The sequence below is a fragment of the Phormidium sp. CCY1219 genome (genome assembly GCF_035615515.1).
GTDB lineage: Bacteria > Cyanobacteriota > Cyanobacteriia > Cyanobacteriales > Laspinemataceae > CCY1219.
Map to the genome: position 1 here is coordinate 1 of NZ_JAJENT010000421.1, position 14,464 is coordinate 14,464.

General features: G+C 51.3%; 10 protein-coding genes. 9 read left to right on the forward strand and 1 reads right to left on the reverse strand.

What is annotated here, in order from left to right; genetic code table 11:
* The first annotated feature begins 72 nt into the window (after positions 1–72).
* The 5 genes from LKK83_RS09545 to LKK83_RS09565 all read left to right on the forward strand — a co-directional run bounded on the left by LKK83_RS09545 (position 73) and on the right by LKK83_RS09565 (position 9,471).
* Positions 73–897: a photosystem II manganese-stabilizing polypeptide gene (locus LKK83_RS09545; RefSeq protein ID WP_324630853.1), complete on the forward strand. Its 825-nt coding sequence runs from the start codon at positions 73–75 to the stop codon at positions 895–897.
* Between the two features lie 493 nt (positions 898–1,390).
* Positions 1,391–3,574 carry a serine/threonine-protein kinase gene (locus LKK83_RS09550; protein ID WP_324630854.1) on the forward strand — a complete coding sequence of 728 codons (2,184 nt, stop codon included), beginning with the start codon at positions 1,391–1,393 and terminating at the stop codon, positions 3,572–3,574.
* Between the two features lie 300 nt (positions 3,575–3,874).
* Positions 3,875–4,579 carry a hypothetical protein gene (locus tag LKK83_RS09555; RefSeq protein WP_324630855.1) on the forward strand — a complete coding sequence of 235 codons (705 nt, stop codon included), beginning with the start codon at positions 3,875–3,877 and terminating at the stop codon, positions 4,577–4,579.
* Between the two features lie 43 nt (positions 4,580–4,622).
* Positions 4,623–5,264, forward strand: a complete 642-nt coding sequence (locus LKK83_RS09560; protein ID WP_324630856.1) for a DUF1822 family protein — start codon at positions 4,623–4,625, stop codon at positions 5,262–5,264.
* 316 nt (positions 5,265–5,580) lie between these two features.
* Positions 5,581–9,471: a tetratricopeptide repeat protein gene (locus tag LKK83_RS09565; RefSeq protein WP_324630857.1), complete on the forward strand. Its 3,891-nt coding sequence runs from the start codon at positions 5,581–5,583 to the stop codon at positions 9,469–9,471.
* A gap of 102 nt (positions 9,472–9,573) precedes the next feature.
* Here the strand turns inward: LKK83_RS09565 and LKK83_RS09570 are convergent, their stop codons facing one another.
* Positions 9,574–10,353 (reverse strand): MORN repeat-containing protein, encoded by a 780-nt coding sequence (locus LKK83_RS09570; protein WP_324630858.1) that lies wholly within the window; start codon positions 10,351–10,353, stop codon positions 9,574–9,576.
* A 295-nt stretch (positions 10,354–10,648) separates the two neighbouring features.
* Between LKK83_RS09570 and LKK83_RS09575 the strand changes: the two genes are divergently transcribed.
* From LKK83_RS09575 to LKK83_RS09590, 4 genes are all read left to right on the forward strand, one after another.
* A complete protein-coding gene (locus tag LKK83_RS09575; RefSeq protein WP_324630859.1) occupies positions 10,649–12,100 on the forward strand; it encodes a DUF3370 domain-containing protein in 1,452 nt (483 codons plus the stop codon).
* Between the two features lie 584 nt (positions 12,101–12,684).
* Entirely contained in the window at positions 12,685–12,825 is a 141-nt protein-coding gene (locus LKK83_RS09580; RefSeq protein WP_324630860.1) for a hypothetical protein, read from the forward strand.
* A gap of 11 nt (positions 12,826–12,836) precedes the next feature.
* Positions 12,837–14,201 carry an ATP-binding protein gene (locus tag LKK83_RS09585; RefSeq protein WP_324630861.1) on the forward strand — a complete coding sequence of 455 codons (1,365 nt, stop codon included), beginning with the start codon at positions 12,837–12,839 and terminating at the stop codon, positions 14,199–14,201.
* The coding region (locus LKK83_RS09590; RefSeq protein ID WP_324630862.1) for a hypothetical protein at positions 14,201–14,464 on the forward strand (264 nt) is incomplete at its 3' end. The genes LKK83_RS09585 and LKK83_RS09590, both read left to right, overlap by 1 nt.

Here is a 14,464-nt window from a genome sequence, read left to right on the forward strand (position 1 = left end):
GGCTAAAGCCGCACGTTCGTTTTTCCTCCCCCGGCTAAAGCACGGGGGTTTCCAAACGTATCGGAGGTTATCATGAGGTATCGCGCTTTAATTGCTGCACTTCTGGCGTTATGCCTGAGCGTGCTAACGGCTTGTAGTGAAGGGCCATCCGACAATAAACCACTCACCTACGACGACATCAGAGGTACGGGGTTAGCCAATAGCTGCCCCCAATTAGAAGAAACCGCTCGCGGTGCCATTCCCATTGACGGCTCTAAATCCTATAAGCTAACCGATTTGTGCTTAGAACCGACGGAATATTTCGTTTTGGAAGAACCGAGCAACAAACGGCAAGAACCGGAATTCGTTCCGGGCAAATCCCTGACCCGCTATACCTCCACCTTAACTCAGGTGGAAGGGCCGCTGAAAGTTGGCGACGATGGTCGGCTCACCTTCATTGAAGAAGATGGAATCGACTTCCAAGCGATTACGGTTTTGCTTCCTGGGGGAGAAGAAGTCCCCTTCCTATTTACCATCAAACAGTTGGTGGCTTCCTCTCAACCCGGAGTCGATAGCATTAACACCTCCACCGACTTTGAAGGCGACTACAAGGTACCCTCTTACCGAGGCTCCTTGTTCTTAGATCCCAAAGGACGCGGTCAAGCGACCGGCTACGATAATGCAGTCGCATTGCCCGCCAGTGCCGATGCGGACGAATTGGCTCGGTCTAACGTCAAACGGACGCTGACCGGTCAAGGCCACATGTCTCTGCGCGTTGCGAAAGTCAACCCCAATACGGGGGAAATTGCCGGGATTTTCGAGAGCGAACAGCCCTCGGATACGGACTTAGGAGCGAAACAAGCTCTGGATATGAAGATTCGCGGCGTATTCTACGGTCGCGTGGAACCGGTGTCTTAAGCCAACCCGAAGCGATCGCTTCGGCGATTGGACAAAGAGTTCTCGCTTCAAACCAACCACCATCGGAGGGGCACAAGCCCCTCTTTTTTATGCAGGAGGCAAAACATCTTCTGACATCCTCCCGACACCGACCCTGAGGGATAGGGTGCGCGGTTCCTCCTCAGTGCGAGCCAACTGACGCCACAAGCTCTCGCTTATCCCATAGCAGTCGAACTCTCCACAGGCGTTTCCTAGCTGAACGCTAAAGCTCTGTGGCAGGGGCAAGAGCCTGTAGATAGAATTGAGAGGGGACAACCGTGGTCGTAAAATCACATCTGCTGCTTCTGTGCTTCTGTGCTGTCTTGGGCGATCGCCCAGTTTCCCCTTCCCCCTACCCCGAGCGCAGGTCTCGGATTCTGTCTTTCACAGTAGGCGGTTTCCCACTTTCGGGGGTTGTGTTCTGGGGGTTAACGTCACCATAATCAAACTAACTCAATTCTTTGGATGTACCGCTGTGAGTTATTGCCTGAACCCCAATTGCCCTAACGCCGCCGATCCCCTGAACCGAGAAAACCCTATTTGTCGGCAATGCGGTTCGTCTTTGCTCCTGCAAGGGCGCTACCGGGTGCGACGTCTTTTAGGAGAAGGGGGTTTTGCAAAAACCTTTGAAGTAGAAGACCGGGGCACCCTGAAAGTGCTCAAGGTTCTGCTCGATCGCAATCCGAAAGCGGTGTCTTTATTTCAGCGAGAAGCGCAGGTCTTGAGCCAATTACATCACCCCGGCATTCCGCAAGTGCAGCCGGATGGCTATTTTACCTTCACGCCGCGCAATCGCGTAGAGCCATTGCACTGTTTGGTGATGGAACGGATCGAAGGGCGCAACTTGTTAGAGTGGATGAGCGATCGCCACCATCTGCCGATTCCCCAACCCCAAGCCCTCAAGTGGTTCCAACAACTGACCGAAATCCTCGATCGCGTCCACCGCCAGCAATTTTTCCACCGGGATATCAAACCGAGCAATATCATGCTCAAACTCAGCGGGCAACTGGCCCTGATCGACTTTGGTAGCGCCCGGGAAGTCACCGGCACCTATCTGGCAAAAGTGGGTGGCGGTCATAACATCACCGGCATTGTCTCCCCCGGTTACACCCCGCCCGAACAAGCGAATGGCAAAGCGGTGCCCCAATCGGATTTTTACGCCCTCGGACGCACGTTTGTTTTTCTACTCACCGGAAAAGAACCGAATGAATTTCCCGAAGATCCCCGCACGGGTCAGCTCCAGTGGCGTCAGGATCGCAGTGGCAGATTTCCCACTAATGCCCAAATTCCCAATCCCCTGGCGGATCTGATCGATTACATGATGGCTCCCTTTCCGGGGAATCGACCGCCGAATACTCAGGCGATTTTACAGCGCCTCGCCGAACTCGAACGGGAAATGCAGCAACCCTGGGGCGGCGAACCGCTACAGCAGCGATCGCCCCTTTGCGTCGGCAGCATTCAACCGTTACAATCCGTCGCGCGCATCCCGACTCGCTTAAATCAGTTTCGCCAAATTCCCCCGCACTCTCGACGGCGATCGCGCTTCAAATACAAAAAAACCAAATTAACCCAAAGATTGCTCGCCACTGGTTTTGTCGCTGTGTTGTTCGGCACGGCAGTTCAGCTCTATGGAGAACTACGATTGCCGCGCTTTTCTGGTTTGCTCTCTTTGGGAGGATCTACTCAATCGGTGATTCCGGAGGCGGTGGCGGAATCGAACCGCCAAGTCTCCTTAGTTTCAAGGCCCACTCGTGCCCAAACTTCCCACAATCTGAGCGTGGTTAAAACCCTCGCGGGTCATCTGCGCGGTGTGAATTCGGTGCAGATCGATCCGGATGGTCGAACCATCGTCAGTGGGAGTGTGGATAAGACGGTGAAAATTTGGGATCGGGTCACTGGGGAAGTCCGCCATAGCTTATCGGGCCATTCTCAGGAAATTTGGTCTGTGGCGATCGCACCCGATGGCAATACGATCGCCAGCGCCAGTGGCGACGGCACGATCAAACTCTGGGATACCCAAACCGGTCGTCTCTTGCATACCCTCTCGGACCATTCCGCTTGGGTGATGTCGGTGACCTTTAGTCCCAATGGTGAAATTGTCGCCAGTGGCGGGTTTGACAATACGATTAAGTTATGGCGGGTGTCTACCGGCGAGCAGATCGCTACTCTCTCGGGTCACACGGGTTGGGTGTTTTCCCTCGCTTTTAGCCCGGACGGACAAACTCTCGCTTCGGGCAGTTTTGACAATACAATTAAAATTTGGCACGTGAATACCGGTGAGTTGATGCGAACTCTCGACGGCGGTTACTATCGATTTCGCTCTGTGGCGTTTAGCCCCGATGGGCAATGGGTTGCAGGGGGTAGTGGCGATAGCACGATTTTGATTTGGCAGGTGAGTAGCGGTCAGTTGGTCCGCACTCTTTACGGTCATTCTGATGCCGTTCACGCGATCGCTTTTATTCCCCATACTTCCCTGCTCGCCAGTGGCGGTGGCTCTCTCGATAGTACGATCAAACTCTGGGACCTGGCTACCGGTCAACTCCTCAAAACTTTAAAAGCCCATTCCGATACGATTCATTCTCTCTCCATCGCTGCCGATGGCAAAACCCTCACCAGTGGCAGTCAGGACAACACGATTAAGGTGTGGCAACTACAATAAAATGCTTTCCGGGTTCGATGGTTTCGGGGATTGGGTTATCCCGCCACTCTCATCTATCACTCAGGTCCGCAGCTCTCCCACGTCCCTTCCCCTGGGTTACAACCCGTTGGATTATTGACAAGATAATTTCCCCATTGTAAGCGGATAAACTATTTTCTGGCAATCGAGAGAATTTGTCAAGCCCTGATGGGATTAAATCTAAAATTTATTCGCGCGAGCGATCGCTAGGGTCTTCCATTGCGTCCCCGAGTTGAGTACAATAGGAACTAGATCCACTGGTGAAGGCGTCAGCTTACATTAATGGGGGAGTGTTTGCAAGCCACGGCGATCGAGACGAAACTTAGGGAATTGATGAGGATTTCCGGCTCATTAGAGCCAGCGTTAGCCACGCGGTTAGAGGAGATATGGCGTTGGATCGAACAAATGAAACCGGGCAAGCTGATGCAGAAAAAACTGCTCATGGGGTTTCTCCTAGAGGTCATCCAAGATGCGGAAGTCTGGTTAGCCCTCAAACCGCTAACCGACGCGGAGCGAGAATCGTTTTTGCACCAGATTCCTCCCCCAGTTCGCTATTGGTATGAATACCTATTTCCCAGATGGTTTACCGAACAAGATAATAAATTTTACATTTGGAAACAAAAGTTAAGATCGGGAGAGTTTAGCCAAGATGATGCAGAAGTTATTGACGTTATCGCACAAAACATAAAAAGCCGACAGGGAAGTGTGGTGCAGCGCTATGTAGCGGATTTTTCGATGGCTACTGATGCGATCGTTAGCAGTCCCACCGGAAAACCCCTGTGCGTGCAAGTCACCAGCATGTCGGACGAATTTTCGGAGTATAAATATGAAGAATGGAAAAGAACTTTGCAAGCTTGGGAAATCGAACGGGGAATTTTTGTCAGTTACAATCCCGGTAAAGAAGCCTTCGTTCGGGAATTAGTGAATGTGGTCTTGCATAACAGCAATCATTTAGCCGACTACAAGTATTTGAAATTTAGTTTTTAACCGAGTGGATTGTAAAACGCAATTTTTTTTGACCGAATCGCGAATGAGAAAAGAAGACAGCAACAACATGAATAAAACCTTAGAACATACCAATAAAGACCGACTCGAACGTGCATGGCAAGCTCTGGAATCCGCCCAAAGATTGCAAGACGAGCGCATCAATTACAGGCTCGAACACGTAAATCTTTATATCGAAGATGTAGAAGGCGATTGGCTGGAAACCTGGGGAGAAGAACCAGGGGAATCCCCCAAAAAGCCGATCGATCTGGATCGGTGGGAGAGGAATATTTTCGAGCCAGAGTGGCAAACACTAGAAGAAATTGTTTGTCCCGAAGACAACTGCTGGGAATTAGTGTTTAAAACTGCGGGGGTGAAAGGGGTAAAGTTCGTGGGATTGGGAGATGAAGCGCCCGATCGCGCCTTGGCATTAGTCGTGACGATTGAGGCCCAATCCGAGCGGCAAATGGGGGTTTTAGTACAACTGTACTCCACCGGCGATCGCCTGTCTTTGCCTGATGGATTAAAACTGAGCTTGTTGTCCCCCACTGAAGAGATTCTGCATGAAGTCGCCGCTCATCCCAGCGATCGCGCCTTGCAAATGGAATGGAGCGGACAACCGCCAGAACAAATTCGGGTGCGGGTGGCGTTAGAAGAACCCAGCATTACCGAAGAGTTTGCGATTTAATTTTAGCAACCATCAGAGGCGATCGCTGATGAATGACGAGAATCGCTTTCGCCTCCCTCCGCCGCAAATCCTAAGTAGATGTGCTTAGGGAGCCTGGGAGGGCGAATCCCCCCGAGAGGAGAATTCAATCCAATGGTGGCGGAAAAACAGGCGCGGCACGAATGCGCGCATGGCGATCGCGGTGTAAAATACATAACTATGCCATGACTGCACCTGCTCGAACCGCGTCTCTGAGGAGAATTAAGCTCAATCGGATGCCAAAGAGATGCGGAGGGAGCTAATATAGCCATTATCTTAGCCTAAGAGCCGCCTAAAAATGTCTATTCCTGCTGTACTCCACCCCGAAATTGTTGATTTTCTACGAAAGCTTCCTGAAGGCAACTTTCAGGAAAGAGTTTGGCATTGCATTCAAAAACTGAAAGCGCAGCAATTCGATGGGGGAGTGCGGGTAAAAAAACTCAAAGGCATCGCCAAAAGAGTCTGGGAAGCCCGAATCGATCGCGCCAGTCGTTTGATTTTTACCTACGAAAAATCTCGCCAACCCGAAACCGGTTCGGCGCAAGTTTATCTCGCCATTCAAGACCTCTGTCTGGATCACGATGATGTTTCCCGACGGGCAAGAGCCAGACATCATACCCCCGACGCTCAATGGCTGGATGCAGAAGCGGTGGAAACCCTTGGGGACTGGGATGGCGATCGCCCCACCAAAAAGCCAGAGAACCGCTTATCCCTCGAAACAGTCAGACAAGAAGAATTGGCGATCGCCCCGGATTTTGACGGCGACGAACTGCTGGGCAACATCCAATGGCAAGTCCTCGAAAGCGAAGCCCAATGGCATCAGGCGATCGTTTCCCAAGATGCCGACTTGCCACTGAAATTGTCCGTGGAAGAATCTCAACTGATTAAACTCCCCGGTACCCTCTTTTTATCTGGCAGTGCGGGCACCGGAAAAACCACGGTGGCGCTCTACCGATTGCTGGAAAGCTGGCAGGATTACCCCCAGGGCAAGCGGCTTTATGTGGCTTACAATCCCTTGCTAGTCAGCAATGCTCGCGAGCAGTTTCAGCATCTCGTAGGCAAGCAAAATCCCCTGCTGCAATCCATTTTTGAGTTTAAAACCCTGCGGGATTTATGCCTGGAATTACTACAAAAAGCCGGCGAAACGTACCGCGCGGAAGAAGAAGTCAATTTTCTCGGGTTTTGGGAACTGTATAAAGCCCATCCCAAACGAAAAACCTATCCGCCTGCCTTAGTCTGGGATGAAATTCGCAGCATTGTCAAAGGGTCGCAACTGGCCACTAATTCGGATACCCTGTCGAAAAAAGAATACGAGCGCTTGAGCAAAAAAGGATTTACAATAATTCCGAAAAATCAGCGATACGATTTATATAAAATTGTTGAATGGTATCAGAAGAAATTGCGGCAAGATGGCCGATTTGATGAAATTGACTTGGCGCGCAAGGGCCTACAGGTTGTGGGCAATGGTGAGCGCGATCGCTATCAATTAATTGTCTGCGATGAAGTGCAGGACTTTACCGAATTGCACCTGGAACTGCTGATGCAGCTATGCGCTCCCGAGGGTCAGTTTTTGTTCGCCGGAGATTTGCATCAAATGATTAGCCCCAGTGGCTTTCGCTGGGAAGATTTGAAACAAAAGTTTTACCAAACCGATCGCGATGCCATTGAAAGAACATTGAACTTTAACTTCCGCAGCGTTGGTAGTTTGGTCAATTTAGCCAATCAATTGCTCAAACTGCGATCGCGATTGTTGAATGTTCCCCTGGGGCATGTGTCTTTACCGGGGGTCAATCGCGGCGAAGCGGCACGCTTGATTGCCCAACCCCCCGAAGCGCTAAAACCCATTTTAGAAGAATTAAATCCCTCGGATGCTATTTTAGTCCGCACCGATGAAGAAAAACAAACCTTAGCTCAAGAGTTTGAATCCACGTTAATTTTTACCATCGAAGAAGCGAAAGGCTTGGAATTCGATACCGTGTTCTTGGTGGAATTTTTTGCGGCGAATGAGGAGCTGTGGAATCGGCTGTTTAGAATTGGTTCGGTTAAGCAGAAAGAAAAACCCTTGTTGCAGCTCGAATTGAACCTGCTTTATGTGGCGGTGACGCGCGCCCGTCGCCTGTTGAATATTTGGGAATCGACCCTTTCGCCGATGTGGAGCCAGAAAGAGTTAATCGATTATGTTTTACCGTTAAATCCGGAGTTCGTGAAGCACGATCGGGTGGAAGCAACGCCGCAAACCTGGCGCGATCGCGGCTTGTATTATCTAAAAGCGGAGTTTTATCCGCAAGCGATCGAGTGTTTTGAAAAAGCCGGCGATCGCATCAGAGCGCAACAAGCGCGGGCGCAACTGATGGTGCAAAAACGAGAGTATTTGGCAGCGGCGAATGTCTTTGCAGAATTAGAAGAATGGGAAACGGCAGCGCACTTATTTGAAAAACAAAAGCAGTGGCGAGAAGCGGCAAATTGTTGGGCGCAAACCGATAGAACCGAGTCAGGGCAACTGGCGGAAATTTATGCCCTGGAAGCGGAGTTAGAGTGGGAAGCGGCGGCGCAACGCTGGGAAGACCGAGAAGAGTGGGAAGCGGCAAAACGCTGCTGGCTTAATAGTAACGACGAGCGCAAGAAAGGGGAGATTTTAGCGGCTGAATTTGCGGAGAAGAAGCAATGGTTAAAAGCGGCTCAACAGTATGAAATTGCCGGGGAACCAGCAAAAGCACGGGAATGTCGCGCCCTGGAATTCGAGCGGCGACAACAATACGAACGCGCCGCAGAGGTTTATGAGGAATTGGGATGGAGTCAAAAAGCCCTGGAATGTCGGGCAAAAATTCCCATCGAAACTCCGGAGAACAATCCGGTGGGGTTTGGGGAACGCGGCAATCTGCGCTTGAATTCGGGGAACTATGAAGGGGCGATCGCGGATTATAATGAGGCGATTCGCATGAAACCCCTGTTTCCCTATACCTATCACAACCGCGCCGTTGCCTACCACCGCTTGGATCGCTATGCAGAAGCGATTGAAGATTATACCCGCGCTATCGAACGAATGGCGGAAAACGATCCGGGACTGGCGCGCAGTTATAGTTACCGAGGCGTGGCGCGAGCGGCAGTGGCGGACTATGCCGGGGCGATCGAAGACTATACAAAGGTCGTCCTTCTCGATCCGCAGGATGTTAACGCTTATACTAATCGCGGTGCGGCTCGCTATCGCCTGCGGGATTATCGCGGGGCGATGGAAGATTATACAAAAGTGCTGGAACTGGAGCCGGACAATGCGATCGCCTATGGCAATCGCGGGGCGGCGCGATCGGCAATGGGCGATAATCCTGGCGCGGTAGAAGATTTGAGCCAAGCTCTGGCCCACAATGCCTCCCTGAGTCAGATTTACTACCAGCGCGGTAAGGCGCGGTTGGCAATGGGCGACAATCAAGGCGCACTGGCGGATTTCAATCGCGAACTGGAGGTCAATCCGGAGTTGATGGAGGTGTACTACCATCGCGGAAAAGCCTATTTGGCTCTGAAAAATTACGAACCGGCGATCGCCGATTTTGATGTGGAATTAGAGCGCAATCCTAACAATTCTGCCGCCTACAACGATCGCGGCGTGGCCCGTTCCGCCCTGAAAAATCACCACGGGGCGATCGCTGACTTCGAACGGGCGATCGCTATCAATCCCACCTACGATGCCCCCTACAACAACCGCGCTTGCGTGCGCCGCGATTTAGGCGATACTCAAGGCTCGATTGAAGATTACAATAAAGCCATTGAAATTAATCCCAAGTATGCCGATGCCTATTACAATCGCGGCGTCTCTCATGCCGTACTCGACGATATCAAACAGGCGATCGAAGATTGGACCGTTTCTTTAAACCTCAAATCTACCAATCCTATCGCCTATTATAACCGAGGATTGGGTCGCGTCAAACAAGGGGATACCCAAGGAGGTCTCGAAGATTACACCGAGGCATTGAAGCAAAATCCCCACTTCGCTGAAGCTTACTACAACCGCGCCGTTACCCAATATCAATTGGGTCACACTCAAGCGGCGATATCTGATTTTCAGCGAGCGGCAAAACTCTATTCCGATCGCGGCGATTTGGCCGGTTATAAAGAAGCCACTGCCAAAATCCAAAAACTGCAAACTAACCCGGACAATTTATTAGAAGACGAAGCGGAGAAAGGCAACAAATAATTATTCTATTTTACCACCAATCCTGGCAAATAGAAACCAGAATTATTCCTGATTATTTTGCCTCCTAACCACTGGGAGGGTGGAGCGGGCCACCCCCTAATTTTACCCCCCAGAAGTCGCATTGTTGGCCTGAAATTCTCCATTATTCCAGGTGCCTTCGATGCGGGTGCCATTGGCGAAAATAAACGCCCCTTTCCCATGTTGGACGTTATCTCGGAATTCCCCTTCGTAACGGTTGCCGGTGGGAAAAGTGCAGATGCCTTCACCGTTTAATTGCCCATTCTCAAACTGACCTTCGCAACGGGTGCCATCGGCAAAAGTGTAGGTGCCGGTTCCTTGTCGAACGTTGTTGCGAAATTCCCCTTCGTAGCGGTTGCCGGTGGGAAAGGTGCAGATGCCTTCACCGTTTAATTGCCCATTTTCAAACCTGCCGGAACATTCCGTGCCATCGGCAAAAGTGTAGGTGCCGGTGCCATGTCTGACGCTATTTTGAAATTCCCCTTGGTAGAGGTTTCCGTTGGGAAATCTACAGGTTCCCCTGCCATTGAGGAGATTATCGCGAAAGTCGCCGGAACATTCCGTACCATCGGCAAATAGGAATGTGCCGTGTCCTTGTCTGACGCCGTTTTTAAGTTCGCCGTCGTAAAAGTTGCCACTGGGGAAAATGCAGATTGCTTGGCGGTTAGAACCGTCGGAACTGCCATTGTTTTGACAGTAGGTGCGGTTGGATGTGCTGGGAACTGCTTGGGCGATCGCCCGATCGCCGGTACTCAACCCTCCGGTGACGCTGAGTCCCACGACCGCGATCGCCGCCCTCATTGCACACCAATATTTTTTGCCGATCGCTTGACGAGTTGAGTTGAAAAAATCGAATGCGCTCATTCCTCAGAACAACCTCCTAATCTGCTATGCATGATTCAGCGTACTCCCTACTTCGGGAACGACTATCTGGGTGAGAAAGTTCCCCGGATAAACCGTCGGATAAATTTTCGATTCCTGGAAACATCTGGTTATCTTAAACACTCAATTTGTCCTTTGTCAAGGATAAGTTTTTTTAGCGATAACCATTCGCAATTCTTATCCTTTCATCCCCCGGATTTTCCGGCCAACTTGAGAGAAAATACTCGCAGCGCGATCGCGCGTTCCATTGTTGTCGTTTGCCAACTTTACCTCACTCATGCTGTCACTTTTGCTGGCGTTTTCCATCGCCCAAACCGATACTGTCACCCAACCTCAGACCCCGGTGCCACCCACATACTCGTTGCCACAAACAGACCCCTTGCCCTCCTTCGATGCCATCCCGGACATGAACCGGATCCCGCCCAAAGAAGTGGTGGATATTCAGGACGTGCGCCCCTTACCCGGGCAACTCGATGGCGTGCCGGTGTTTAACAGCAACAGTCCGGAAGTGGTGCTGACGCCGGGAATTTTGCTCTCGACTTTTCCGCCGGATGGGTTTGCGGTACCGGAAGCACACTTAAATTTTCCCTTTGAAGGGCGATTTGACCTGTTTGCTCATCATATTGCCAGAGCGCGATCGCCGGAAGAAACTCGCACGTTTTATCAGGGATTAATCGCTTACAATCCCACCGCCGAACCGGTGATTTTAGAGGTGCTGCAAGGGGCGAGTTATTTAACCAGTCCGGATGCTTTATTTATCGAATTAGAGGATATGGTGGCAAATCCCGATGGAGAAGTGTATTCTGGGCCGGGAAGTCGGGTGATGAATGATATTTTGCGCGGGAAAAGACAGGAAAATTGGCCGGCTAAATTGGAAATTCCCCCCGGGGAAATGGTTTTGTTGATGAACGATCCGATCCCGGTGGGAACGGTTGTTCCTTCTTCTAATGCACGATCGACCATGATGCGATTGTGGAGTAGCGGGCCGGTATATTTGGCAAACTTAGCTATGCGATCGCCCTTGCGGGAAGATGGCACGGAACGCGCGCCTACTCTGGCAGAATGGCAGGGATTGTTGCAAAATGCCGGATTGGCCGGTCCGCGCGATTTAACGCCCACTCCCCTGGATCCGAGCGTGATGAATGTGGTATTTGGTCGCGTGGCGGGGGTGGCGCAGGGGTCGCAGTGGCGATCGCAACTCACGGATACTCCCTCGGTGGATTATTTGACCATTCCCGACACCGGTGAGGCGTTTTCTTATGCGTTGAATACTCTGCATCGGATTACTCTGGGTACCGAACAAATTCAAAGTGCGAAAATGTTGACCCGCTATCCGGATACCGCCTATTTCGGTCACGGGAATTATGGGGTTGAGTATAATCTTTTCCTGCCCCTGGCGAATTTCAGCGATCGCACCCAGCAGGTGAGTCTCACCATTTCTTCGCCCCTGAAAGAAGATGAAGATATGGATGCTTTGTTATTTTTCCAACCGCGCGATCCGCAAGTCTTCTTTCGCGGTACGGTGCGAGTGCGGTATAATGATGACGAAGGTTTGCCCCAAACCCGCTATTTTCACTTGGTCCAGCGACGGGGACAAGCGGGAGAACCCTTGCTGACCCTGACCCTCCCTCCGGGCGATCGGCGCTTGGTAGAAGTGGATTTTCTCTACCCCCCCGATGCTACTCCCCCGCAAGTGCTGACGGTGAGAACCTTGCCAAATTCTAATTAATATCGGCGAGTCGGATGGGTTGTGAGTCACCAATTAACGCGGGTGATTGAAATCGCGCCTCGGCAGGTGTTAGCTTAGCCCGGGGCGCTAGCGCTATAGTCCGCCTACGCGGACTAATCTTTCAACTCGTTCCCTCCTGGGGGGAACGCCTCCCCGGGCCTACCGCCGACTTATACCCCTCCCCCGTGCGAAACCTGGCAATGTTTTGCTTGTCTAAATGGTTTTATATTTAAAATAATACTGCTGTTTTTTCCGCAAATCACGCATTGAAAATTGTCGGCAATGAAGCGCCAAGTTTTAGGGGGCGATCGCTCCATCAACTCGCCCCAAACTCTATCTTAAACTCATTACAATTCCGGTTAATTTTTAACAATAATTTGTAAAAGTTTATATCTCTTTAAAAAGCAGTCGTCTCCCAGGCGCAATACTCTAGAAGTCTCCCGGAGCAAGGCTTTCCCAAGTTGATGACCGGTGTTCCGGAAAAGCGGTTCCTCAGTTAAATTGACCGATCGCTGGCGAAAGCCTGCTGGCGGTCAATCCCGGCTGTACCGGATAATTTTAATGACCCCTAGACAAAGAAGGCTGTGGTAAGCTATAACGAAATCGGGAAAATGCATCTGCGAACCGAACAAAAGTGTCCCGAACGCTACGAAATCAGGGTGAAAAGTAACAGCATTACAACAGCGACGCCGTTTCCCGCGAGCGATCGCGACCGATCGTCATAGTGGTGATAGCGATGAGTGTAGATTTCAGAAAGTTTTTTCGAGCCACCGATCCGGGGAAAACTCTCTTCGTAGAGAATTGCGAAGCAGACCATCAATATTATATCGATTTTTCTGCCGTGCGTGGCGGGCAGATTGTGGAAAACTTGCGAGATAATATCAGTTTGTGGTCGCCGGATCGACCCACCTGCCAGCTTTTTACCGGGCATATCGGCTGTGGCAAATCCACCGAATTGCTCAGACTCAAGGCAGATTTAGAGTGCCAAGGCTTTCACGTGGTATATTTTGACTCCTCTCGAGAGTTGGAAATGGGGGATGTGGATGTGGGCGATATTTTGCTGGCGATCGCCCTGAAAGTGAGTCAAAGCCTGGATAATCTCACCCTAAAAGAACCCAAAGGACTCAAAACCCTCCTGCAAGGAGCCGCCAAACTGTTACAAACCGAAATCGACCTCGATCTCGATATTACGGGAGAGTTTCCAGGGGGTCAAATTTCCGCGAACACACAAGGAGAGGTTTCCGGGCAGTTCTTAGTTCCGGGCATCGGCACAATTACCGCCAAAGCCAAAGCCAGTCCCGATCTGCGAGCGAAATTGCGCGGATATCTGGAACCGCGCACCAATGGCATTCTCGAAGCGATTAACCAAGAACTACTAGAACCCGCCCACCAAAAACTCGCCCAGCATGGCAAAAAAGGACTGGTGGTGATTATCGACAGTCTGGATAGAGTGGATAGTTCTCCCAAACCTTGGGGACGACCTCAGCACGAATATTTATTTGTAGACCGAGGCGAGCAATTGCGCGGACTGCACTGCCACATTGTTTATACCATCCCGCTTGCTTTGCGGTTTTCCAACGACTTTGACACCTTGATGCAGCGATTGGCCAGCCCCCAGGTTTTGCCGATGGTGCCGGTGCAGTATAAAGATGGTCGGGAATGCACTGAGGGCATGCAGTTGTTGCGACAAATGGTACTAGCGCGGGCGTTTCCGGAGTTAGCGCCTCACCAGCGCCTGGAAAAGATAAGCGCAGTGTTCGATAGTCTGGAAACTTTAGACCGTTTGTGTCGCGTCAGTGGCGGTCACGTGCGAAATCTCCTGCGAATGCTCAACGATGGGATTAAAAAACAACGCGGGGTGCCGATCTGCCGCGATACGATAGAACAGGTGATTCGCACCTATCGCAACCAGCGCATTCTGGCGATAACTAATGATGAATGGGTGTTGCTGCGTCAAGTAGCACGGCAGAAAACAGTGGCGGGTTCGGATGGATATACAGCCTTGATTCGCAGTATGTTCGTGTATGAGTATTGCGACGACGAGGCAGGATCGTGGTTTGATGTGAATCCGATTTTGGCAGAAGCGAAGGAGTTGCGATAATGGCTCACCAACGCTTGCATGACGACACGATCGCCGAGAACGATCGCGCCTTGTCGGAATTGGCTTGGGCGATCGAGATGTCGGAGGGTTCTTTTAAGTTGTTTCTGGCGCGTTGCAATTATACGCGAATGCGATCGCAACTGCTGCGGCAACTGCAAGAGCGTTGTGCGGTGGAGATCCGCACCTTGGCGATCGCTCCCACTGCAACCACCCTGTACTCGGAGATTCGAGAACAGTTGGGGAGCGATCGCCCCCAGGCGGTG